24 protein-coding genes are annotated in these 23856 nt (G+C 57.4%); 1 reads left to right on the forward strand and 23 read right to left on the reverse strand.

The genetic code is table 11. The annotated features are described in order from the left end of the window. Positions 1–711: 711 nt before the first annotated feature. The 14 genes from terL to H7H48_RS15900 form a co-directional block, all read right to left on the reverse strand. On the reverse strand, positions 712–2571 hold the full coding sequence (gene terL, locus H7H48_RS15835; protein ID WP_229449987.1) for a phage terminase large subunit: 1860 nt from the start codon (positions 2569–2571) through the stop codon (positions 712–714). Between the two features lie 350 nt (positions 2572–2921). Beyond that, positions 2922–3383 carry an NUDIX domain-containing protein gene (locus H7H48_RS15840; RefSeq protein WP_229449988.1) on the reverse strand — a complete coding sequence of 154 codons (462 nt, stop codon included), beginning with the start codon at positions 3381–3383 and terminating at the stop codon, positions 2922–2924. Continuing rightward, positions 3341–3688, reverse strand: a complete 348-nt coding sequence (locus H7H48_RS15845; RefSeq protein ID WP_229449989.1) for a hypothetical protein — start codon at positions 3686–3688, stop codon at positions 3341–3343. Before H7H48_RS15845 ends, H7H48_RS15840 begins: the two co-directional genes overlap by 43 nt. Next, complete coding sequence (locus H7H48_RS15850) at positions 3685–3930, reverse strand: hypothetical protein (RefSeq protein ID WP_229449990.1); 246 nt, start codon at positions 3928–3930, stop codon at positions 3685–3687. The genes H7H48_RS15845 and H7H48_RS15850 overlap by 4 nt, the downstream gene beginning before the upstream one ends. Positions 3931–4103: 173 nt before the next feature. Continuing rightward, on the reverse strand, positions 4104–4466 hold the full coding sequence (locus H7H48_RS15855; protein ID WP_229449991.1) for a hypothetical protein: 363 nt from the start codon (positions 4464–4466) through the stop codon (positions 4104–4106). 32 nt (positions 4467–4498) lie between these two features. Next, positions 4499–4966 carry a hypothetical protein gene (locus tag H7H48_RS15860; RefSeq protein WP_229449992.1) on the reverse strand — a complete coding sequence of 156 codons (468 nt, stop codon included), beginning with the start codon at positions 4964–4966 and terminating at the stop codon, positions 4499–4501. 1605 nt (positions 4967–6571) lie between these two features. Continuing rightward, positions 6572–10123 (reverse strand): hypothetical protein, encoded by a 3552-nt coding sequence (locus tag H7H48_RS15865; RefSeq protein ID WP_229449993.1) that lies wholly within the window; start codon positions 10121–10123, stop codon positions 6572–6574. A 3-nt stretch (positions 10124–10126) separates the two neighbouring features. Next, positions 10127–10675 (reverse strand): hypothetical protein, encoded by a 549-nt coding sequence (locus tag H7H48_RS15870; protein WP_229449994.1) that lies wholly within the window; start codon positions 10673–10675, stop codon positions 10127–10129. Positions 10676–10772: 97 nt separating this feature from the next. Continuing rightward, positions 10773–13646 carry a M15 family metallopeptidase gene (locus H7H48_RS15875; RefSeq protein ID WP_229449995.1) on the reverse strand — a complete coding sequence of 958 codons (2874 nt, stop codon included), beginning with the start codon at positions 13644–13646 and terminating at the stop codon, positions 10773–10775. 8 nt (positions 13647–13654) lie between these two features. Next, entirely contained in the window at positions 13655–14143 is a 489-nt protein-coding gene (locus H7H48_RS15880; RefSeq protein WP_229449996.1) for a hypothetical protein, read from the reverse strand. A 1-nt stretch (position 14144) separates the two neighbouring features. Further along, positions 14145–14585: a hypothetical protein gene (locus H7H48_RS15885; RefSeq protein ID WP_229449997.1), complete on the reverse strand. Its 441-nt coding sequence runs from the start codon at positions 14583–14585 to the stop codon at positions 14145–14147. Further along, a complete protein-coding gene (locus H7H48_RS15890; protein WP_229449998.1) occupies positions 14582–16984 on the reverse strand; it encodes a hypothetical protein in 2403 nt (800 codons plus the stop codon). The genes H7H48_RS15885 and H7H48_RS15890 overlap by 4 nt, the downstream gene beginning before the upstream one ends. Beyond that, positions 16984–17580, reverse strand: coding sequence for a hypothetical protein (locus tag H7H48_RS15895; protein ID WP_229449999.1), 597 nt, complete (start codon positions 17578–17580; stop codon positions 16984–16986). Before H7H48_RS15895 ends, H7H48_RS15890 begins: the two co-directional genes overlap by 1 nt. 71 nt (positions 17581–17651) lie before the next feature. Next, positions 17652–18512 carry a hypothetical protein gene (locus tag H7H48_RS15900; protein WP_370633407.1) on the reverse strand — a complete coding sequence of 287 codons (861 nt, stop codon included), beginning with the start codon at positions 18510–18512 and terminating at the stop codon, positions 17652–17654. Here H7H48_RS15900 and H7H48_RS15905 point away from each other — a divergent pair. Next, positions 18396–18650: a hypothetical protein gene (locus H7H48_RS15905; RefSeq protein WP_229450001.1), complete on the forward strand. Its 255-nt coding sequence runs from the start codon at positions 18396–18398 to the stop codon at positions 18648–18650. The genes H7H48_RS15900 and H7H48_RS15905 overlap by 117 nt on opposite strands. Positions 18651–18696: 46 nt before the next feature. Here H7H48_RS15905 and H7H48_RS15910 read toward each other — a convergent pair whose 3' ends face one another. The 9 genes from H7H48_RS15910 to H7H48_RS15950 form a co-directional block, all read right to left on the reverse strand. Next, positions 18697–19224, reverse strand: coding sequence for a hypothetical protein (locus H7H48_RS15910; protein ID WP_229450002.1), 528 nt, complete (start codon positions 19222–19224; stop codon positions 18697–18699). A gap of 10 nt (positions 19225–19234) precedes the next feature. Beyond that, entirely contained in the window at positions 19235–20116 is an 882-nt protein-coding gene (locus tag H7H48_RS15915) for a hypothetical protein (protein ID WP_229450003.1), read from the reverse strand. Next, positions 20109–21740, reverse strand: a complete 1632-nt coding sequence (locus tag H7H48_RS15920) for a portal protein (RefSeq protein WP_229450004.1) — start codon at positions 21738–21740, stop codon at positions 20109–20111. The genes H7H48_RS15915 and H7H48_RS15920 overlap by 8 nt, the downstream gene beginning before the upstream one ends. 413 nt (positions 21741–22153) lie before the next feature. Next, a complete protein-coding gene (locus H7H48_RS15925) occupies positions 22154–22342 on the reverse strand; it encodes a hypothetical protein (protein ID WP_229450005.1) in 189 nt (62 codons plus the stop codon). Beyond that, positions 22342–22740, reverse strand: coding sequence for a DUF3310 domain-containing protein (locus tag H7H48_RS15930; RefSeq protein WP_229450006.1), 399 nt, complete (start codon positions 22738–22740; stop codon positions 22342–22344). The genes H7H48_RS15925 and H7H48_RS15930 overlap by 1 nt, the downstream gene beginning before the upstream one ends. Then, a complete protein-coding gene (locus H7H48_RS15935) occupies positions 22737–23327 on the reverse strand; it encodes an AAA family ATPase (protein ID WP_229450007.1) in 591 nt (196 codons plus the stop codon). The genes H7H48_RS15930 and H7H48_RS15935 overlap by 4 nt, the downstream gene beginning before the upstream one ends. Beyond that, positions 23324–23479, reverse strand: coding sequence for a hypothetical protein (locus H7H48_RS15940; protein WP_229450008.1), 156 nt, complete (start codon positions 23477–23479; stop codon positions 23324–23326). Before H7H48_RS15940 ends, H7H48_RS15935 begins: the two co-directional genes overlap by 4 nt. A gap of 3 nt (positions 23480–23482) precedes the next feature. Continuing rightward, positions 23483–23689, reverse strand: a complete 207-nt coding sequence (locus H7H48_RS15945; RefSeq protein ID WP_229450009.1) for a hypothetical protein — start codon at positions 23687–23689, stop codon at positions 23483–23485. Further along, positions 23686–23853: a hypothetical protein gene (locus H7H48_RS15950; RefSeq protein WP_229450010.1), complete on the reverse strand. Its 168-nt coding sequence runs from the start codon at positions 23851–23853 to the stop codon at positions 23686–23688. Before H7H48_RS15950 ends, H7H48_RS15945 begins: the two co-directional genes overlap by 4 nt. Positions 23854–23856: the final 3 nt, after the last annotated feature.

Genomic DNA, 23856 nt, shown 5'->3' on the forward strand with positions numbered 1-23856 from the left:
CATGGGCCTAGTGCATGAGACCCCGTGTCATGGCCTTATGTGGTGGCATGAGGGAGCTGATCGAGGGAGCTGATCGAGGGAGCTGTGCTCAAAGTGATTGGAATGTCTCACTGATCGGATCAAACGAGCGACCCCACGCAATCGCTTGATGTCAGGCCTTGTGTCTGGCCTTGTGGCATGATCACTCGATCTAGCATCTAGTGCAATGCCTAATGAAATCAACTGGTTAGGTCGTGTATGGTCGGCCACAATGCCACATTCCGCCACAAAAGGCTGGGCAGGACCACTGTGAGGGGCATGGGGGGAAGCCCGCCAATTGTCGCGTAAATTGGAGCTATCAGATGGGCGACCCCTGGAGCTGTCCGGGGTTCCAGAGGAGAGTCCTGATGCGGAACCACAGCCAGAACCACCATACGTGGGCTGTGAGGGGCATGATAGCAGTCACTTTGAGCACCTAAAGGAGGGGGATTGTCTATCCTCTCATCCCCTACCCATGATGGGATACCGGGAGGAGGGCGTGGTGGTGCTACCCAATGCAGTCACTTTAAGCATTAAAGCAGGATCGAAAAGAAGCTGCTTCATGTAGCCAAGGGGGAGGAGGAGATTGGTCTCTCCCCCTCACCAGGAGCTAGCTTGATGTTACTACTTTGAGGGACACCACAAGTACGACCCTATTAGCATAGCTAACCCCTTGATTTCATTAGAGCGGCCTTAGCGCCGCCCTCCAGGTCGCAATCCAAGCCGCCTCCGAACGCCTTTGGCCACCCTCTTGCCGATCCGGTCGGCCTCCTTGAAGAACTTGTCCCAGTATTCCTCCTGGCGCTTCTCCTCAGCGGCTTCCGCCTGTTTGGCAGGCATCAGGCCCAGCTCATCAAGGAACATGCCCAGGACGCCCGCTAGGCCCTCCACGCGGTCATCGTGCGTGAGGCAGTCCTTCTCGCGGGTGAGGCGGGTGATTTGATACATCAGCGAGTAGCGGTCACGAAGCTCAGTACCATCGCGTTGCATTGTCGCCCGGTAGTCATCCTGGAGCACCTCCTTAGCGATGACGATCCGGTTGCTCTGGAACAGCGGCTCCAGGACCTCCAGGATGCGAAGTTCCTTCTGCTGCTTTGCGGCCCGCTCCGAGACAATCTCTGTCATGGTGCGGTTCTCGCCTGGTAGCTTGGGTAGTTGCTTGTTGTGCTTCTCCCAGGCTTCCTTGACGTAGGGCTTCAAGAGCTGGGCGAACATGCCTTGGCCGAAGTCCTCCTCCACCCGGCAGACCGAGACGTTGAACTGGACGAGTAGCTCTGCGATCTCCTCCAGGGTCCTGGGGCCGAAGCCATCCAACCACCCGGCCTGCTTGAGGATGAAAGGCGTAGAGTGGAGAACCGCAGCGATGGTCAGCGTGGTCTCATCCTTGCCTCGGCCCGAGGGATCGATGAAGGCCCGGATTGCCTGGTACTTGGAATAGCCCTGGGAGACGCTTGCAGGCCCGTAGGCGCGATCTCCGTCGAAGGCGATGACATCCACGTCCCTTAGCGCCAAGTGGTCCCCAGTGCCCCAGGAGACCAAATCTGGGGCGGTACGCCGGTCGAGGGACATGCAGATCAGGTCACGCAGGCGCAGCGGGTAGCGGTCCACGTCCATAAGGCTGGTGTCCAGCATGAACTGGAGCGCAAAGCCTGCCTTACCCCATGATAGTTCACGAGCCGCCAAGTCCTCATCACTGAAGCGCGTTGGCTCGGTGGGCTGACCGGCCAGCTTCGGGTTGTTATCCAGTTGCCATCCCACCCAGTCTGCCAACCTGTGGCCGTAGCCTCGGCGTTGTTTCCCGGTGGGGAACCGTGCGGGCCAAATCTTGATGACGTAGCCGCGTTCCCGCTCCAGGACGTTGTAGATGGAGGCCTCGGTCTGGGGCGTACCCAGGAAGATGATCTGTCCGCCTGGCTTGATGATTGCATCAAACTCTCGGACACCATCGGCCAGCTTCTCCCGCATGTCCGGCGTCATGGAGTTCGTATTGGTCTCCACGTCATCGCCCACAATGAGGTCACCTCGGAAGCCAACGATCTGTGCCGTGATGCCTACCGCAAAGACGGAGGGCGTCTGGTCTGGACGTGCGGGTCCCACATCGAATGCCGTGGAGGACTGTCTTTGGTTTGGCTTAGGACGCAGGTGCTGGATGACCGGCCACTCAGCGATCAGGTTGAGACACCAGTTGACGAACGCCACAGAGCGACGTACCGAGCCGGAGGCTACGAGGACCTTCTTTTGGGGGTCCCGGTAGAGGGTCCAGAGTACGTAGGCACCGGTGATCCAGCTCTTGGCCGCACCACGGAATGCCATGATGATGAGGTGGTCGATCTCGCCGGACCGCGGGTGGTGCTGTAGGAACCACGCAATGTCGAGCTGGAGAGGGGTGGGGTCAGGTAGCCCTAGGTGTCTCCAAAGTAAGGTCAGAAACACCCGGAAGTCATCCGCAATAGGATCCCCTGTGTGTCCTATTGGCTGTAGATGCGTAGAGTTCCTTGCTGACTTCTTGATGGGAGGGTCTTTGAGAGGGTCAACGATCTGTAGATCAGCCATGTGGCTTGTGCCTCCTGATCTCTGAGACCTCCCTACAGACGATGAGTGGTTTCCCAGAAAGCTTCAGGGGGGCATAGGCCTCCTCATAGCTTAGGGCTTCACCACACGGGTCCTCTCTACGGCCCCTCCAGCTTGTGGTCGTGCCGTACCTGACCTTCTCCTCTAAGCCGCACCGTACGCAGATTCTCCAGGAAGGACTGGGGCCAAAATACTCGCTGAGACGGCCATCCAGGTGCGCAACAACCGGGTGGTCGCACTCCTCTTGGACTCTACGTGTTATCCTCCGAAGATTGCTCTCAGCCGCTGCCGCTTTCCGCCTTGCTGCCTTGATACGTGGATCGAAATGTGGATTACCATGTCTCATCGTCAAACCACCCCCTGAAGTGCCCGAGCATTGCGTAGTGATGGCGTGGAAAGGCCACGTCCTTAACCCTGGGGGTCTTCTCCAGGTACACGATCTCTTGGACCTCCTCAGGAGTGGTGATCGGATCGACGCACCTCTGGGGACCAGGGCACCTGGCGATAACCAGGTTGTTCCCATACTCGTCCGTCTCCATGGAGATGAGACGCAGTTGGTCAGGACGTATGGTGATGCCGGTCTCCTCCAGGACCTCCCTGGCACCCGCCTCTTGCCACGTCTCGCCGCGCATGTGGTATCCACCCGGAAGACCGAGTAGGCCCTTGCCAGGATCGTTTCCACGCCGAATTGCGAGAAGTTTCTTCCCGTACGGTACTAAGACCGCCACTACGGTTGGGGTGTTGTCGTATACTACCCTCCCGCCTTCTCCCATTGCTGGGATGCGTTGTTCCATTCCACCAATCCATCTTCTCTGGCGAGACTTGAGGCAGCTCCAAGCACGATCTCTGGATACTCCGTAAGTGCGTACCCAGTGCCCGCGCTGAGACCTTCAAAGTCCACGTAATGTTTGTGTCGGTGCTCGATGCTGTTCCAACGGTCGAGGAGGAACTTGCAGAGCCTGTCGTAGTCCTCATCAGGGAGGAGGGAGATGTCCCGCTTGTAGTAGAGCCACGAGGTGATGAGATACCAGGGGACGGAGAGTGCTGGCCTCTCCCGGATGAGGGACCACATGGATGTTGCCCGCTGGTTGGGTGTCACCAACTCAGCTCCAGTCCGAACGCCTTCCCTAGTGTCACCAGGACTGTGACCAGGATCACCTGACCGATGGTCTGCAAGACCCATGCCCACCAGTCGTCCCGCTTCTCTTCGGCCTCTTCGTCGGCCTTCTCCAGGCTTTCCTCGATCTTCCCGAGCCGCCTGTTGATTTCTGTCTGCTGGGATTTAACCACGGCTAATCCCGCATGAAGCTCCCGAAGGAGCTGTTCATTGCCGTTCGTCATGGTTGTTTCCTCAGTGCCCCATCAGGCGGCGGAACCAGTCCGCCAAACCTGTACGGGTATCCCGAATTGTAGACGCCTCTTCTTTCTCCTGCTGGAGACGGCGCTCGATGGACTCCACCCTTCGTAGGGTAATCTTGTGCTGCCTCTGGAGTGTCTCCAGGTAGGCTACACTTTCATCGATTGTATTCAGGATCACTGAAGGACGGGAGGTCCGCTTTCGGCCTCTTCGGTTCCTCTGAAGCGCCTTCATTAGGGTCTCCCATAACCATTCCGTTGTCCTTCAGGAGTTGCCTGAGGACGTTCTTCTCTGCCGGTGTCAACATGCCAGATCGGAGACCCCTGAGGAGGTCCGCAAAGAGGTCCTTGCGGGCTTCCTTCATGAGGTCATCCAAGTTCAGGTCATCGATGGCATCATCTGGCTCCATCCCAGAGTTCGACCCGATCTGGGCACGAGGGTCCTGATGCATGTCCCTCACGTTGCCGCTATCGTAGAAGTCGTCCTCCAGATCATCATCCTCTGAGTAATCGCGTCCCATTGTACCTCTCTGTACTCATGCGTAGTGTGCGGTCACAGCTCAGACGCCCAGAGCCATAGGGAATCAACCTCCACATCTGTTAGAGAGAAGTATGCTGCCAGGCTGGACACCAGCGGGTGTGTCCTACGGTATGATCCAGCATCCCTCCACTCGATCATGCTCTGAGTGTCGCTACCTATGGCCGCGTCCACCTGAGCCTCGGTGATGGAGATGGAGTATAGGCCAAGTAGGAGCTGACGCCTGGACAATGGAGGCATTGCTGCCCGAGACTCTTCAGGTGTTGGTGCGGCTGGGGGGACAAATGGCATGACCTGTCCGCCCTGGGCAATCCACTCGGCAACCTCCTCACGGAGCCTAGGGGCTAGACCATGGGGGTCCATAGAAGATAGGTAGTAATTGTACTCGAAGGGTTGGCCACCTGGTTCCTCAAGCTCAACCATCACGTGGTAGTCATCAATATTCTCGGCGAAGCTGACGCCAATAATTCTTTTAAGGTTCACGAATATTGCTCCTCAGGCTACTCGTTGTAGTATGGTGCCACCTCGATATGCCCATACGCCAGAAAGCTGTGCGCCACGACTTACGTAGGCCTCACCACCTGCGTAATTGGATACACTGGTCGAAACTAGGTAAGCATTCTGGTGACCATTTCGATTATCTGGTGATATGTATCCGGCAGAGATGATGTGCCCAATAGGGAACACGGTGTTGTTCTGGGATGATCCGGTATAGATTTCCATTCCCGGTGCGTGAGCAATTATTGCCGACTTTAGCTTGGCCGCACTAATCTTACTCTCGGTCGTGTTGGTGCCGCCGTTCCAAGTTGACTGCGACTGAGATGGAACCGTTGCGTCACTACCATCAGCACCCTTGGGACCCTGAGGTCCTTGAGGACCCATCGGGCCAATTGGACCCTCCGGTCCTTCTGGACCTTGTGGACCAACGGGACCCTGGGCACCTGTGGCTCCTGTAAGTCCCTGAATACCTTGAGGCCCCATAGGTCCTTCTGGTCCCATAGGTCCGGGATCACCCTGGATACCCTGAGGTCCCTGGGGTCCAGTTTCACCTTGATCGCCCTTGTCACCCTTTGGACCCTGGATGCCCTGGGGCCCCTGAAGACCGGTCTCACCCTTCTCGCCTTCTGGACCTTGAGGGCCTTGAGGACCCATAGGGCCTATTGGGCCAACTTCCCCGGTATCACCTTTATCTCCCTTAGGTCCTTGAGGACCCATAGGGCCAACAGGACCTTGCTCGCCTCGCCCGAAGTCCGTACCCATGGACCAGTCCGCTACCGCGTTGGAGAGCTTGAAGTAGAGCTTACCAATGTCTGTTGCGAGGAACGACGTGCCTTTTGGTTTCAGATCGTGGTTTGATCTCTCCACTTCTAGGCCAACATAATCCGGTTGAAAGGATTCACCTGCTGGACCTTGCGGACCTATTGGGCCTTGGAGGCCTTGTGGGCCTACAGGTCCCTGTGGACCTGATGCACCAGGAGCGCCCTGGAGACCTTGTGGGCCGATTGCCCCCTGTGGTCCGGCAGGCCCTCGGTTGCCCTGAGGACCCTGTATTCCCTGAGGACCTGTTGCACCGGTAGCACCTGTTGCTCCGACCGGCCCCTGAGGTCCCGCTGGCCCCTCCAGACCACGTGGGCCGACTGGACCCACCGGCCCCTGAGGCCCCATTGGCCCCTCGATGAACTCCAGGTCACCGATGGCCGATTCCATTACAGCGATACGGCCCTCTAGTGCCCCCTGAATGGCAGTGTACTCGAAGAACTTGTCGAACTGCTCCTGGGCCACAAAGAGGAGGCGCTTGGAGTTTCTGTTGATGAGGGGGTAGTCCAGGGAGGACGAACCTGTGAGGGTCCCCTCTAACTCACTGGGTGTGGTGCGAAGTACCCGCGTATTTGCACCTGATGGGAAGCCTGCTTCAGCCTTTAGAAGTCCATCGTTGATCCACGACCAGTGGCTTGCTGATACGGTGATACCATCCACCAGGACCGATACATGGGACCTGTCGATGAACGGGAAACCAACCGTGATGGTGTCACCAGGGACTTTAGGCCCCTGGTCGGTATAACTATACGGCATCATAGTTCCTTGATGTTACGGGCGCAGGGCGTTCAAGAGTTCCGTCGCCCCAGGTTCGCGCCTGCTCTCACGGTTCTTCAGGTATGCTCCATGCGCCTCCCTCTGCCGCGACTTCACAAGGTCACGTAGTTCAGGGTTCTGCCGGAGAAGTACCTTCTTCGCCTGTTGTCGGTACTTACCGACGAGCTTTGCGATGGCATTGAGTCTTGTACCGGGAACACCGCTGTCCCCGTCCGGGAGGTCCTGATATGTCTCGGACCTAATGATGTCTTCGAGGCGCGACTTCAGGCTCCTCTGACCGGGAAGGTGTCCGGCCAGCTCCTGATACCTTTGATATGCATTCACTCCATCGCTGAGGGTAATGTCCCTAAGATCAACACCCTCAAACTTTGGGTCTGGCTTTCCGATACCCTTGTCGGTCTGAAGCATTATGCGGTTGTGCTCTGCTTCCACAATGTCACCGGACTTCTGGGTATCGACCACACCAACGAAGCGCTCGATAGGATCACCAAAGACATCCAATGCCAGAGGCAGCTTGTCGCTTAGTCCTGGTATGCCCCGCATTGCACTATCGATGAAGCCCCGTGCCTCCCGAAGGTATGGGTCGGGATTCATCCCCCGCATGAGTGAACTGAAGGGGAGCATTGAACCGGCTGTCCGTCCGGTCCACTTGGCGAGTCTGTTCTCGGGATCGAGGAAGGCCTCCATGGCGCTGTTGAGGTTGAGGAGGAACGTCTTCTCCCCAAGGTTCTTGGCTACCGCGATCATCGCCGCGCCAATCAACTCGCTGTAGTCGGCCTCCGGGTTCTTCTTCTGTAGGTGAACAATATCCGCCACCATGCCAAAGGCCATACCCATAGGGTCAAATCTTCCCAAGGTGAGGTACTTGGTATCACCGTTCTCGTCCTCCCACTTGAAGGAGTACGGCTTCCACCCGGTCGCCATAAGCTCCTGCTTGAGCTTGTAGTCGTCGGGACCGGCTCCCGTCAGTTGGTCTGTGCTGGCAAGGTAGGCGGCAAGGCCACCGAACATTGACGCGAGGGACATCTGCCCCATAGCGTGTGCCTGTGCCTCGGTCCCCATGGACCCATAGAGAGAGTCCCGGAACTCCTTCTGGAGGAGATTCAATCCGGGGGTCAGCTTCACCCCATAGCGGATGACGTTGACTGGGGTCTTGACGAATGGAAGCACCACACCGAGAGCCGGTGCAGTCTTTCGAGCGTTCTGAAGTGCCCTACCGAAACTACCCCCAATGGTGGTCTCGTAATTTAGGTCCTGTTGGAATGAGACCGACTGAGCCTCACGGATGGCGTTTGCATCCACGGCTCTACCCGTTGCGGGGTCGATGGAGTCGTTTAGTGAACGAGCTATATAGGCTTTCGCCTCCTTCCCAGACAAACCCCTCTCTGACGCTTCAACCGCCGCACGTGCCTGGATGACCGCACGGTATCGAAGTGTCTTGAAGAACTCATCCGCCGCACCGAGGGTCCGTGTCGGAAGTCCCACAAAGTTGCGATAACGTGCAGATACGAAGGCGTTGTAGGCAATATCGTTGATGCTTTGTACAGGACGCCAGGGCAGCTCCTGCGTCTGGACCCCAACGTCAAAGAACTCCGTGTTGTGGGGATTCAGGATTGAATCACCTCGACGGAATGCTTCTACCGCGTTGGTCCAACCCTCACTGAGGGCAGTCACCGTGTACAGATATTCCTTCTTGGCCTGTCGCGCCACCGCCGAAAGTTCTGCCCGTCGAGCCGGGTCCTTTGTGAGTAGTCTGAGAGCGCTAGACCCGAAGAGCTTCTCTGTGGGCCTTCCCACCATCATGAGGGCGTTAGTGGTTGTATTCACCAGATGTGTCGGCCACATCCAGAGGAGACCGTTGGTGAGGTGGAACGAAACCTCGTCCATAACCCTCTTGTTCCAGGTCTCATCTAGGATCATCGCAACCTTGCGGGGATCACCTCCAGCCTTCTCCATAACCACGACAAGCTTCTCTGGGTCCATCGATTTGAGGCGCTCCAGGTCCTTTGGCCGGAAGCGGAATTGACCCCGAGCCCGCCGCAGGGACCTACCTGAGTTGGACAGGATGGAGTTACCTGCTGCGAGCGTATCCAAGGCAACCGAGAGACGAGCCTTCAGCTCCTCGTGGGCGAGTGCGGTATTGCCCCCGAACTCCTGGAGACTACCTGCTCGGATACGTGCTGCCAGCTCATCAACATCGTTGAACATCTTGTTGCCGATGCGGAGTGAAGCCTCCATGTTGGCAACCATCTTGGAAGCATCGTCACCGGCCTCCGAGAGCTGCCCAAGGATGAACGCGGGGTCCTCCTCATAGAGATTGGCAATGTCATTCACCAGTTGTCGGACATTTCTGTCCTTCAGAACGGCACCACCTTTGGCCCTGTCGAACCGCTTCTGAAGTACCTCGGTGGTCCGCTGGAGGAGTGCCCTTGATGTTTCGGTGGTGCGAAGCTTCTGCCAGGGGAGGGGCGCGTCCTTCTGAAACCTGTGTCCGTTCGCAATGGCTTCATCCCTGGAACCAAACTTGGCGATGGCCTCAGAGTCTGACTTGGATGCCTTCAGGATCGTGTCCAGGTCGGCGTCGGAGATTTCCTGTGTGCGGATTTCATCGGGACCAATTTTCTGCATCGGCCTGATGGGCTCGCCCGTCTTGGGATCGACCGGGAGAGGCTTGGTACCGAGCTGCTCGCTGATGGCTTCCTTGGGTTGAGCCACAGGAGCCTCAGAAGGGGCTTTTACCGCTGCATCCGGTAGATTGGTAGGCTGATCATCAATCGCCTCCACAGGCGCTACCTGAGGGGCTATAGGAGCCTCTTTTTGGTCAGGCCCGAAGTCCATCCCGAAGTAGTCTTCATTGGCCGCTCTGGCACGTTCCAGCTTAGCGATTTCCTTGGCGGCTGCATCCTGCTTGCCTGCCCGGAGAAGCTTGATGACCTTGAGGGCACCAAGGAGGGCGAAGTCCACGCCGATGGACTCGATGGCATTCTTGAAGCGTCCCTCGGCGGCGCTGTCTTCGATGTCCGACGCAAGGTAGTCCGTCACAGGGTTCTGGAGCGCGGGGAAGGACTCCACGAGGTCACTGAGCCGTTCCTCATGGGGGTCGAGGACCACGGCTGATGCCGCTGCTGCCTTACCCGTCTCGTAGGCTGCCCGACCGGCCTTACCCGCCGTCTTGAGCTTCTGTGCGGCCTTCACCGGAGCTAGCAACTTACCAGCACCGATGAGGCCCACAACCATCTGCGAGACCCCCGAAGTCAATCCATAGCCGACACTCTCGTTGTCGAGCGCACGGTCCAGCGCCTCAACGTCTCGTCGGGTCTGCGACTTCTTGCCCTCTTCAGGTTCGCCAAAGATGAAGTCCTTGGTCTCAAAGCCTGCCTGGGCAATACCTGTCGCCATGGACGCAAGGCCACGGCTCACCGGGTCGGAGCCAAACTCCTTGTCAGCCCTGGAGAGCACCTCCTGGTCGGAGGCCGAACGCTTGGCTGCAAGCTCTGCCTCCATCTCCTGGAGGACCCTGCTTGCTTCGGGGGTCAGGTCGGTCATAGTTTATCCCTTAATGCGGCGCTTCACCTCGGCCAGCACTGTGCGGACCTGGTTGGGAGTTACCGGTGTCTTCTTCTGGTTGCTGTAGTAGCCGGTGCCATTGGGGGTTGGGATCGATGCCCACTCCTTGGCAAGGTTCGTCATGAAGGCGTCTTCAGAGAGTTTCCCGGTCAGATACTTGGACAGACCTCGACCCTCCAGGAGATGCAGACACATATGGTCCTGTAGCTTCTGGTCGAACTTCATGTCGTCCGTTAGCTGGAGTGCCTTCTTGATCTTCCGTAGAGTGGTGCGAACGATCTGATACCGACCGACCGCTGAGGAGTTCCATTTGTTGGCCGGGTGCTTGAGCATCCGTGTCTGAAGTGCATCCACTTCGCGGAGTGTCATAGCAGTGAGGTTCACATCACCACCGGTATAGGCCCCATACCCGAGGGTCTCGTTGTATCCATCACCCTTGTCTGTGCCTTCTGACTTCCCAAAGAGGTCAAAGAGAGGGCGATAGTCATAGTAGATGTCCACGATCACGGGAGGCGTTACGGTATCATCCATCTTGGGTACCGGGGGTAGGGGCTCAGGGCATTCCCGTGGAGCATAGGTGCTGCCACTGAGAAGCTTCTTAAACCATGAGAACATGCGTAGTATTTCCTTATGACTTGATGGCGAAATGCGGGAGGTCCTTGAAGCTCTTCCAGTCCGCTCCGATGTCCAACTTCACACCCAACTCATTGGCTGCTTCTCGCATGGCCTTGACGATCTGAGTCTGTAGTTTCTTATCGAAGACCACCGCTCCGTCCCCATCGAGGGGCCAGAGGTCAACGGCACCACCATGTAGATGGTCACTGTCCTGTGTCTTGGACCATCCCCACTTGACGGCCTTCTTCTGTAGCTCTGCATCCCGCTTGCCCGACCCAATTACGAACCTGACCGGGGATAGTTCCTGAGCCCGTTTGACGACCTTCTGGAGATCGGGCTTGATGCTCCTGAGGTTTTCCTCGTGGTTGGCAACCGGATCGTCGTTCCACTCTATGAACTTGGCAATCTGGTCCTCACCCCGGCTATCCGTTACAGGGAGCTTCGAGTAGGCTTTCGGGGTAAGACCCTCACTGCCTCCGAGAGAGGCCACCTGCGTTCCGCCCTTACGGACTTTCCCAAGCGCGTTGCGAAGCCCACCCGCAGATGTTCCAACTCGCTGACCTTTATAGGAGCCTTGGCCATCTGCCTTAGGTAGTGAGGCCCACTCCTGGGAGAGCCCCGACATGAATTGCTCGTCGGTCATCTTCCCGGCCATCCACTTGGATAGTCCTCGCCGCTCCAGAAGATGCATGGCGAGCCGGTCCTGGAGCTTCTGATCGAACTTCATGTCGTCCGTAAGTCCAAGCTCCTTCTTGAGGCCGCGAAGGGTTTTCCGAACGATCTGATACCTACCGATTGCCGATGAGTTCCACTTGTTGTCTGGGTGACGGAGCATCTGTGTCTGGAGCCTGTCGATGTCTCCAAGGGTCATGTTGACTAGATCAACATCACCACCAGTGTAGGCGCCGTAACCCAATGTCTCGTTGTATCCGTCCCCCCTGTCTGTACCTTCTGTGTGACCGAGCAAAGAGAGTAGCGGCTCTACCGGAGCGTTGCCGGCCGATGAGCTACCGTCAGCCAACTTGGGAGGGTTACGGAGGAGGTTCTGGAGGCTCGATCGCTGTTCCTCTGGGATGGAGTTCGTGATCGTATTGTCTACACCAGGATCTTCATCAGTGAGGGTCTGCATCCTCTCATCGAACATCCGTTGAGCCTCTTCAGGCTCTACCCCATACTTCCTCGCTAGGGCCTGTACAGCCCTTGATGTAGGATCGGAAGGCTGTTCCGTATCATCCTCACCAAAGAAGAAGTTCCGTATGCCATCGATGATCCCACCATCGTCCACCTCCACTTCGCCACCCTGTGGTTCTGCTTCTTGCTGACTACTTACAGGGTCGGTTTGTGTGGCAGGTGCATCTGGATCGTTGTAGGAGCCTTTATCAGCGCCGCTGACGGTTATGCGCTGCTGGATGATGCCACCAATCTCGTTGATAGCCCTCTCCCGGTCCATCGCAGTGGCGTCAGGGTTGGCTTCCTCCCACTCTAGCAGCATCATGTCAAAATCGATGATGGCTTCATTGGCTTCGGTGGTGAGACCTTTCATGCCCCAGGCGTCCAGCTCTCCGGTACCCAGATCGTTCTGGAACTTACCGCGCCACCTCTTGGCGGTCTGATTGCCAAGGACACCACGACCCTCAGTGTTGGACTTCCTGAGCTTCTCAACGCGGTCAAGGGCCAGGTTCAGTGTCTCGCGGGTGCGGATGACGCCTTTCTCATACAGGGTCAGGATTTGCCGTTCGGTTGCACCCTCATGGATGTCACGGAACACCTGAGCTATCGCCTGGGGGTCCTCTAGTACCTCGGCATCGGCAAACTGGCGTCGATATTGCGCAATCTTTGCCCTTGCATCCCCATCCCGGCGTGATAGCTCGGTGATGATCTCCTCGGGTACGTTTGCGTTGTGATCCTCTGCCAGGACCCGCACGACCTCTGCCCAGCGTTGCTCCTGCTGCTGCTTCTCCAGCTTCTCTCGGGCGGCTGCGTTGGTGGTTTCCTGCCGTGCCTGGGCATTCCCGATGTTTTCGAGCGCCCGGTCCCGCTTCTCGCGGACCTTGATGTCGTACGACATGGGGTGTTCGGCATCCGGCAGCTTCCGTTCGAGGAGCTGGAGGAGTTCCGTGTTGTTGGTCCGCTCGGCCTCCAGGATGATAGAGTCAACGATCATCCCATCATAGTCCTTCGCCAGAACACCCGTACTGAGTGCCTCCTCGCGTAGGGCCGTGATGGAGGACCACATGGCCTCGTAGTCGGTACCGGTCTCGCTGGTCTTTCCCTGTGACTCCAGACCGTCGATGGTCGAGATGATGAGGGAGCCTTGTGTACCAACCGCCCCCGAGTAGACCGTATCGGCCCGCTCCCGGTTGAACCGGTCGAAGCTCTCCGTGAAGAGGCTATCCACATGGGGGTTGAGGCCCGCCAGGACGTGAGGATCATTCTCCTCACCGAGGTTGTTCTTCAGGAAACTCCCAACGAACTGCTCAAAGGCGGCTGGGTCTCCTGAGTTCCGACCTTCCCACTGCTGATATTCGATGGCGAACTTGTCGCGGAGCTTGAGGCCCTGAACATTGCCCTGGGACTTCTTGTACCACTCCATGAACACCGGGGAGGCATTGGGTGGAACGAGACCCTGCCGGACTGCCTCACCCCAGGCGGTATGATTACTACGGTTGAATGCTGCGATACCCCGCTGCTTGTCCAACTCGTTCTGGTCCTTGGTCCTCTTGTCGAGGAACGAAGACATACCCTCATCCAGCGCCGATAGACCCTGAGCCAGCTCATGGAGAGGGGACCTGTCTGGGTCTGCCGGACGTACATAGGTGTTGACCGGTGAGGCGACACCTCTGATCTCTGAGGGGCCTGAGACCTCCCTAACCTGTGCTCGCGCCATGACTACTCCTAGCTCGCTGCCTTTAACGCCCCACCAATCCCCTGAAGTGCATAGCCGATGGGATTAGGGGCGGTTGGCCTCTGTACGGAATTGATCCGGTTCTTGATGGTGGTGTTGGTGGCCTTCATCTCAGCGCCGATCTGGGCGACCGTGTTGAGGTGGTTGGTCTCGTCGGCTGCGAGCTTCTGGCCGATCTTCCGATTGATGCCTATCAGGATGTTATCCAGGGAGATGCCGGATACCCCTGCCGAAGCCGCCGAAGACTCTGCCTGTGCTGCGATCTCTGCACCCTCGATACGGGCGAGCTGCTGCTTCTGGAGGTGTCCTTCCTGCTCTTGGATCATCCTGAGCTGGAGCTGGTTCTGCTCCTCACGTCCTGCCGCGAGGGAGTTTGTATAGTTCTGCTTCCACTGTTCTGCGCGGTTCTGGTAGTCCGCCTCAGCCGCCATGAAAGAGACGACTGAAGACGCGACCGCTACGGCCACTCCAAGGCACATTCTATGCCTCCTTAGTATAGAGCTTGAAGTCCATACCCAGCGGCCCAGACGGGACCTCCTCCTGGAAGGAGAAACCGAGCCATTCAAGCCATTGGTGGTGGACGGTGTTTCTTGAGTCTGCGAGGGCTAGGAGCCTGGGGGATACCTCGAAGAGCTTATTAAGCTCAGGCTTCAATACGCGGTGGAGCGAGAGGGCATGTTTCTCAGCCGTCTCAGTGGCGAAGAGCCACACGTAACCATCGGTTCCTACACCCCAGAAGCAGAGAGGAAGACCGCCCAGGAGGGCGGCCTTACGATACTCGTTACCTTCAAATGCCTCGGCTACAGCTTTCTCGAACCATAAACCTGATCCTGCGTACCATTCGGCCATATCCGCCGGTCGAATATCATCCAGAACAGAGTACACCTGATCGAGGGTGGCATCGACAACCTCAACCTTCATGAGCCCTCCCGCACGGTGATCTCATAGGTGTACCTTGCGGCGGTCCAGATTGCGGGGAACACGGTGTCGTTCACCAGGTCGATCTCGACGTTTTCTGTCTCCTCGCCAACCTTGGCGCGGAACGATCCTGTCTTGATGGGGACCTGATCGTTGAGGACTGTGGGGTCTCCCAGGAGGCGTCCGCTCCATTCCTGGATGATGACCTCCTTGGTAACCTCCTCGGGACCAAACTTCGTGACCACCACCTTGTATGTGGAACTGTCCTTGTGGCTGACCACGATGTCTCGGATAAGGAGCCTATCGTGAAGCATTACCGTGTCGGAACGGTCCCTTGCATAGAACCGAGTCTGCCTCCTGCGAGCCACAGGGATAGACCCGAAGTAGAACTTCGTTTGGTTACTCGGGGCGGTGACCTCAACGGTCGTACTATTCACCCACTTGATGGGTAGCTTCCTGCCGCGTTGCGAAAAGTCCTGGACATCTAGTCGCTCCACGCAATGGAAGGACGATCTCTTTGCGGACTGAACCACGTAGGGGAGGGTAAGTATGAATTTCTCACCATCCCATGTGGCGGAGGCCTCAGAGACCCTGTGATCCAGTCGGAGAGGGAACCTCTGATCCTTCTCGTCACCGGTGCTGTCCAGCTCCAGGGTTTCGTAGGTTACACTGTTCCCCCACTTCAAGAGGAGGTTCAGGGTACTTCCCTCGACCGAGCCCCAGATAACCTTATCCGGCGCGGGCATATTCCAGCGACACCAGGCACTCTGTACGCGGGCGTCTTCCTGATTGTACCACTGGTAAAGGTAGAACTCGTTAGGGCTACCATCGGTGAATACGAAAGTCTTCTTCGCCGCCTCACCTACCGCCAGATGACGAAGCTTTCCCTTGATAAGCTTTGGGACGTGTGAGCTGATCTCTATCTCACCCGATGTCCTACCCTGGTTGAAGAATACCTCTACGAGCTTCTGCCAATTTCCCACTGCTGTCCCAAATACGAGCGATGCTAGGCCCGCCGGTACCGGAGCTACCTCCCCATCGTACTCGTAGTTGGACATGGGGAGGACCTCGGTGGTGTCTTCCCGAATCGGGTCTTGACCAGAGCTTAGGTAGGTCTGCTGCTTGTCCCCCCAGAACTGAATCTTCTCCCCAACCACAACGGCGTGGAATATGTCTGTGGTAGACCCGTTTGACACATCATAGTCGATGGGTGCCGTGTCCAGATTGGTCTGCACAGTATCAGGGAAGAAAACGAATGCGTTCCTGGAGCGGGATAGTGTCATCTCGTAGTCGGTGGTGAGCGCCAGTCTCCCACCAATCTTCTGACCGGACGACATTGCGTTCCCCACGAACGAGGGGTCTTTGGCCGTGTTCGCTCCATCACCTGCAAGACGTGCCCCCCAGGTCACTGGTCCAAATGTGAAGGTGTTAAGTCCTGTCCTCTTGAGGACATGGGGCATCGTGTTTGCATCTAAGTGGGTCTTGGTGTCCCACTTGACGACCTCCTCCCATCGCCCGGTGTGCTCCTCGCCGCTGTACTTCAAGAAGTACTTGCTGGATTCCGGTCCCGCATTTCCAGATACCGACACCTGATACCCATCCTCACACTTTGCGGGGAGGTCTGACAGGGACTTGACGTTATCCTTAAACGAAATGAAGTGCTGGTCACCGATACCGTCAGTAGTGGTGATGTCGAATGCGGTCTGGCTGCTTCTCTTGATGATGAGGGTGGAACCATACCGTGCTACTGAGAAGCCCGTATGTCCGTCACCTGCGAGCGCCGGGAAGATCGTGTTGATGAGACCGAGACGAAACTGTTCAGCCAGGTGGTCCGTAGTGATGTACTGTGCGTTTCCCGCCGAACTGTTGTCGGGAGTGGTGTAGGTCGCAGAATACTTGTTTCCACCGACAATGATGGAGAGGGTATAGGTTACCTTGTATCCACCGGCCTTAAAGTGGGCACATGCCCAGTTTCCACGAACCGCACTCTTGGTTGTCGCCATCTGTACGGTCTTCTGGCGGTTGATCAGGAAGGTCGTGTCGCCAATCGTTACCGCCGTGAAAGCCTTCCTAGCCGCCCCTGTGTGGGTGAGATATGCACCACCTGTGTTGGTGATCGTTGCTGCCTGACCTGTGTCCTTATTGTAGACCCTAAGGGAGCCACCTTCTGCCAACACAAGGTAACGTTCGGTTCCGCTTCGACGTATCTCGTAGACAAAGGGATCGTCGTGGGTGAACGGAATCTTGAACCTCACCACGCTGCCCATCCGGCTTGCCGCACCATCCAGGACCTCGTTGAGGCAATTCTCTTGGTCTTTAGCGCTGGCAAGGGCACGGGCGATCTCGGCCTGCTGGCTGATACCTTGGATAAGGCTTGGGACAGTGTGACTACCGGAAGGCATCAGCGGTTACCTCTAAGTCGTTTGACGTGGGGGTTATGTGCCCGGAGCCCCCCCTTACGCAGTCGCCGGTCGTAGGCATCAAGGCGGGCCTTGGCCTCCTGAAGCATGTCCATGGTGACCCTTAGATGCTGGCCACCGGGGTTCTCAGAGTTGGTGAATGCGATTGCAGCTCGCAGGGTGATGTAGTGCCTGGCCGGTTGCGGAAGCGACTCGAAAGGGTGTGCAAGTGTCGCCTCGACGGTTACGGCAGTGGTGAACGAAAAGGTGTTCGTCTTGGCGTCGTACAGTTTTCCATCTAGCTCGATGATCTCCATCGATGCTGATTGTCCAACCGGATGCCACGAGAGGATGTTGTCTGGGAGTATGATCTCACCAGTAAGAGGGCTTGGAGAGAGCTTTAGTTCCCGGATGGTCGAGAAGTTGTAGCCGTCCGACTGTACCGCAATGCTCTCTTCTGCAAGTCGGGACGCAGCTTTCTGTGCTGTAGGCTTGGACTCTGGCCCATAGCTGGACACCTCGCCCTCGCCCAAATTGGAGAGCATGATGTTTATGGCGTCCAGGGTAGAAATGCGACGTGGTGCCGTTAGGGAGGCCATGTTTCGTGCTCCTGGATGAATGTGAGGGGGAGGCCCCCGAGGGAAGACCCTCAGGGACCTCTTGGTGGCGCTTAGATGCGCTCTGCCGTGCAGACCTCGAAGGCGCACTCGGGGCGGAGCTTGTCGTGACCTTCCAGCTTGGAACCGATCAGAAGGGTGCCCAGACGGTCGTTCTGGTTGTCCATCGTCACGCGGAGACCACGGCGACGGAGCGTACCGACCGCCATCCGGTTGGAGATGACACCTACCGTGGACGTGAAGTCACCCTGGTACTTGGCGCGATTGTCCACCGTGCCGTCCACAAGGGTCTTGGGCACCGAGTTGGTACCCTTCACGTTGATACCCGCGATCTGGCCAACGGTGCCTGCCGCACGGTTGCCGGAGCCGGAGCTGTCCACCGTGTCGATACCCGTGTATCGTGCCAGGAGGAGCTGCTGCTGCCAGGGGAGCCAGTAGGTCGGGGTACCGCCACCGATGTCATGGGTGCGAATGTGCTCCACACCCTTGAAGGCTGCTTCTTCGAGCTGGGCCGGGTCGGTACGCATGTTTGCGTGCCAATGGTAGCTCGGGAGGGGACCACCCGTGTAGGGCGGCACGGTAACGCGGGAAGCGTTGACCAGGGCACAGCCAATTCGGCGGTTCGAGACCGACGCAAGGGACTCGCCAATCTGACGAGCATAGGGACGGCTCAGGGGGTAGTGCGCCATCAGCTCATCGATTTCTGCAATGAAGGCCGACTCGATAAGCATGGCATCTAGCGCGATCTCGGTCTCGTTGTGCTCGACCGTGCCGCCCAGGATCAGCTCACCGGGGACATGCTCGACGGCATCACGCTTGCGACCAATGATCGGGAAGGTGTCGGACTTACCGGTACCGATATTGCGGACGAATGTCTCATTGAGGAAGTCGAAGGTCTCCTCGTAAGCCTCGATGACATACTCACCAAAGTTGCGGAGGAAGAGTTCGCGTTCGTCAGAGCCGCCAATTTTCAGGCCCGCTTTGGAACGGGCATCAGTATACGCGCTAATGGTATTTCTCCTTTACCATGTCTGGAAACCCCAGAGGGTTGATCCCTCCAGGGCGAAGCTTGGTTGTGTGGTGATGTGAGTGGGCGAGCTACTTTAGGGCGGCTCGTCCTACACTAAGGGCCTTGTCGATCTTGGACTGGGCCTTTTCCGCGACACTTGAGGGGATGTCGTCGGGAATGTTTGCCAGGACACCGGCCAACTGTGCGGCCTTGCCTGGAAGCATGAGTGCGACTGCCTGCTTGAAGCCGAAGGTAGCCGCGAAGATGATTGCCCACCCGGCCATATACCAGGAGGGGGCGTCTGGGTGGAACGTCTTGAGGTACTCGAATCCCTCAAGAACGAAGGGCCGGATGCCGGGAAGGAAGAGGCCGATGAGAGGGATTGCCCAGATGATGAGCATGAACTCATCTTTCCAGCTACGAGATGCAGCATCGGCCCAGGAAAGGTCCCACTCTACATCCGCCTTGACCTTATAGGCCGCGATCTCTGCTTTGGCCTTCAACTCGGCCACTTCCACCTCAAGCTGGGCTTTCCTGATGGTGTCTCGGCGCTCAGACCAGGCGGACACCTCCCGAACGACGACCTCGGCGAATGGAATGATACTGTACCAAGCCACTATAGGTCTCCTAGTCGAGCTTTGAGATGGCGAGGCGCTCCATCACTTGGCGGAACGCCTTGGGGTTGCTCTCGGCAGCGTCACGGGCCTTCCGGTACTCTTCTCGGGACGCAAAGGGCTTCAGACCTGTGGTACGCTTGCCTTGGCCCTTGGTGGCGTCACGTGCCGGGAGGCGGGGCTTCTCGGGAGGGTTTGCCTTCTGGTAGCGGGCCATCAGGGCCTCCACGGCGTCTTGCTTCGCTGCGAAGTCCTTCCCGTTCATGATCTTGTTGAAACGCTTCTGTGCCGCCTCGTCATAACCACCCTGCTTACCCCAGGAGAGAGCCGCCTTGAGGGCATCAGGTCCTCCGACTGCCGACATCAACTTCATGTCGTCCGATGAGACCGACTTCTTGGCTGCTTCCGCGTTGGTCGCTGCCATGGCCTCCACCTGTTTGACAGTGGCCTTGTTGATACCCTTGGAGGCAAGATAGGCATAGGTGGACTCGTTCAGTCCCTCGATACCCTTCTCCTGGTTGGCAAAGAACTCCTTGGAGAGAGCACCCTCTGCGTCGAGTGAGCCATCCTCCAGGAGATACTTCGCGTCGAACTTCCCGACAACTTCCTCGTCCTCAGGGTCGAAGTCGCCAAGGTCTTCATCGACCTCATCGGAGCCCTCTTCAAGTTCGTCCTCTTCCTGGTCGGTCTCGTCGGCACCACCTTCAGGCTCAACGCCATCGGTAGACTCCTCTGTGCCTGCCTTTTCGTCGGTATCCTGCTCGTCCTTCAGGTCGTCAGTGTCGAACTCTACCCTATCAACGGCATACTCCTTGGCGTCCGAGTTGTCGCCCATCTGGAGTGACATGCCGGGGGTGCCGCCTACGGATACGTCCAATTTACTGTCGTCAGACATCTTCCATCATTCCTTCTGGTATTCCGCCTTCCATCATCTTCCCGAGCATGTCCGCCCCTCCCTGGGCTAGGGGGCCGGTTGCCTTATCGATGATCGTGTTCTGGAGGGCTTCCTGTTTCTGTTGCGCGACCTCAGCCGCGAGTTGGTCCTTGGACTTGATGAGGCCATCTGTCTTGATGTTCTTCACAGCGGCCTTCCGTCTCAGGTAGTCTGAAACGTCGATGTTGGCGGCAACCGCCTCCTGTCCGATCTCTTCCACCGACTCCAGCATGAACTCCCGTAGACGATTTCCTTCTGAGGATTGACCAAGTGAGTCGATGCCTGTGACCACCGCCACCTGAACCAGTCCTGGAGGAAGCTTCCCGAGTTTCTTATCGGTCTCCTCATGCAGGTGGATGAAGCGGAGGACAAAGTACCTCTGCGATGTCTGGGAAACGTCCGAGTAGAGGCCACCCATAGCTTGGTCGATCTCGGAGGCCAGGATTCGCCATTCCTCGGCGGTTACCCGCTCACCCTTACGCTGGATGGCTGAGAACATGAGGAATGCTTGACCAAGCCTCCGTGCCGCCGACTCCATCTCCTGGGAGGCAATTGCCAGGTCCCCACCCTTATCTGCTCGAAGAACGTGGATGTCCTGTTCACGCCCTGGGACTACTTCAAGGTTATCTGCCTCAAGGATGTCCTTCAGCTCGGTGTTACCGTTTGGATCGACCAGGGTGAGGAAGCGGGCTGCTGCTGCTCCACCATCTTGCAATGCCGACGAGAAGTTCTCGATGGCCTGCATGTCTCCCTCATAGTCGGCACAGTATGGGATGCCCCATGACGATCCGAACTCCGGTATCATCCACCCGAAGTAGATGGTCGGGGTATCGAAGTCCGCATATGCCACGGTGCCATCAATAACCTCGCCCCCCTCTACCTCCTGCCAGTAGACATACTGCTTGTCGCCGTTGTCGTTGATGAGCTTCTGGCAGTGGAAGATTGTGATCTCTTCATCCCAGATGTTGGCCGAAGTTGGAGTCTCCGTCCGGTGCCGTTCTGAGGCCTCGATGACATCATCATCCGCAACCATCCTGGAGACGGACTCCTTGATGACACCGGCAATTGGGGTGCCTGAGGAGTCTCGCTTCACCACGTAGTGATGCATGTTGTAGATGATGGGGCTGTCGATGTCCGTCCAGAGTGAGGCGGCGTTGCCGGTCAGGAGGAGAAGCTTATTGTACTTCACCATGGCGGATCGACACCGCGTTGCCTCTAGCCGACTCCTATGGATTTCATCCCGTCGAGCCAGGGCGTAGACCACCTCGCTATAAAGCTTGGGGTCTGCCTGTATGTCCTCATCCAGCTTGGTCTCGTCTGGAGTCGATTTCCATCCTGGTAGGCCAGGAGGGAATGCCGAAAGCATCATCTTGGAGGAGAGCGTGTTGAGCGCGTATGCGTTCACGGACTGGTTGGGTGTCTCCAATGGGTCACCTGATTGCCAGTCTTCTGGTGGGAAGGTGGACGGGCTGGAGATGTCTGCAATGCGGCGACCTAGCGCCACCGGCCCGTTGCGTTCCGCGATCTGGCTCTCATAGAACTCCTCGGCGGTTACCCCAAGGGAGGTGTCGCTCAGGTTGTCCATACGTCACCTCACATTACGATTGCGCCGCCAGGGTTGGCCTGTGGCATGTCCTCTTTGCTCGACTTCTTGACGCGATAGCTTGGTGCGTCCTGTCCGTCGAACATCTGCAAGGACTCCTGGCGTCGGCGTTCACCGATCTCTGGGGCCTCCGGGGCAGGTAGTGCGGGTGCTGGCGCTGCTGCGATTTCTTGCGCCGGTTGGGACCGGCTCTTCATGCACATCTGTTCACATCCTTATGCTCTTACTGGTGGTGGCCGTTGTCTTCGGTCGGGCCACCTGCTGTGGCTCTTCAGGTTCCCTGCGGGATGTGTCATCCGGCTCCACGGAATACTTGAAGTGGTTGTGTGCCTCCTGTGGTGCGTAGGAGGGCTTGTTCACGGGGGGATCAGGTTGACGGCCCATACACATGATGGTCACTCCGTATCGATTGAGATGTCGTAGGCCTCGTCCCTCTGCCCCATTTTGATGAGGCGCTGGGCCAGCTCGACCTTCCCGGCATACCGGTGGGCTGAGACCTCAGTCTGTCCCTCATGAATGCACAGGGGTGGGAAGTTCTTCTTGAGCCAATCTACAAGGTCTGGGCTTATCCTGGGGTCACGCATTAGCGACTCCAGCTCGGGTCCATGTCATGCCACCTGACATACATGGCGAGGTTCCGCATGGCCTTCCTGAGGTCCTCAATGCCGTTCTTGTATGGGAACCGGCAGACATACTTGAGGAAGTTTCCACGGAGCCAGTCGATGCTGTTCTCCATGATGAAGAAGGTTGGCTCAATGGGGAAGCGGTCGTAGTGTTCTGGCCGGTTCACCATATCCCCGGTTGACTTGGTTGGGGACCACCCATTGTCTGTGAGGAGAGCAACGTGGCGGTTGATCTTGTTGATTGCGAGGGTGATCTGTCCCACATCGTCTTCCTCGTTGAACACCAGGGAAATGACTTCCCTCTGGAACTCCGTGAGGTCTCTGTTCACATGGAGGAACAGCTCTAATGGAATACTCATGCTGGTTCTCCGATGATGCTTCGGTAGATTTTCCGGGGAGCGTCTTCGTCCCCGTTGATATGTTCCAAGGTGATCTGCATCTTCCCTAGGAGGCCCCTGACGCGGACATCAAGGTCACGCGCCTCAAGCTCTGTCTGGTTGCGTCCGACCGGTTGGTATGGTTTCACCCGACCGATGTAGAAGCACTCATTGTCGTAGAGGTCCCAGGCACCACGGACGGCGTTCTCGAACCACTCGGTCTGGAACCTTCTGGTCGCGTACAAGAGTCCGAGGAGGAGTGGACTGTCCGTGATGATGAAATCCACTTTCCCATCTAACCGTGTAAGACGTGCCTCCTGCTTCGCCAGGATGTAGAGCTGGTTGCTCAACTCCGAGTGTCGGCCAGACCAGGTTAGGTCCTTGGCAAACTCTGTGACCAGCTCAACGTTGTGGCCGCGAATCTTCATCAGATTGAAAAGGCCAGCCGCCGTTGTGGATTTACCCGCGCCGGGACCCGCAAAGAGGTTGATGACTTTGGTCTTACACTTCTCGACCGGCTCCCTTGGTCCATCCTCATAGGGATTGAGGTAGGAGTAGTCCGGTGTCATCCCCGAGAGACCTCCTCGAAGATCATAGTGTACCCACTGCGTAGTGCGAGCTGCTGCTTCTTGCGGAGGGTCGAATAGTGGTGGACTGTGCCGTGCTCGATGAGTGTTCCCTCACCGTCAGACATGGCGTATTCCCATGCTTGGTTCCGCATGTCTCATTCCTTGATGTCGATGATTGCCTTGGAGAGCTTCTGCTGGGCCAGACGGAGGTTCTTGACGGTCTCTCTGAGCTTCTCCGGGATGGCATCTACCCGTGCAGGGGGAGCCTTAGAGAGGTTCATTATTCGGGTGATGAGACCCTCTATGTCGTCCTCAAGACCCCGGCGTACCCTGTCGGCGGTACTGACCGTTACAACGCTCATCGAGACCCGACCGCTGCTGCATAGAGGACCAGGCCCATCATGATGAGCCAGAGAACAAACGGTACCGCCGCGAGGCCGATGATGAGTGTCCAGGAGATGGCCGCATAACCGGTCACCTTGATCAGGATCAGCGCTGCGATCAGCGCCCACCAGATGTAAATCATTGC

The sequence above is a fragment of the Nitratireductor sp. B36 genome, assembly GCF_020833685.1.
Lineage (GTDB): Bacteria > Pseudomonadota > Alphaproteobacteria > Rhizobiales > Rhizobiaceae > Nitratireductor.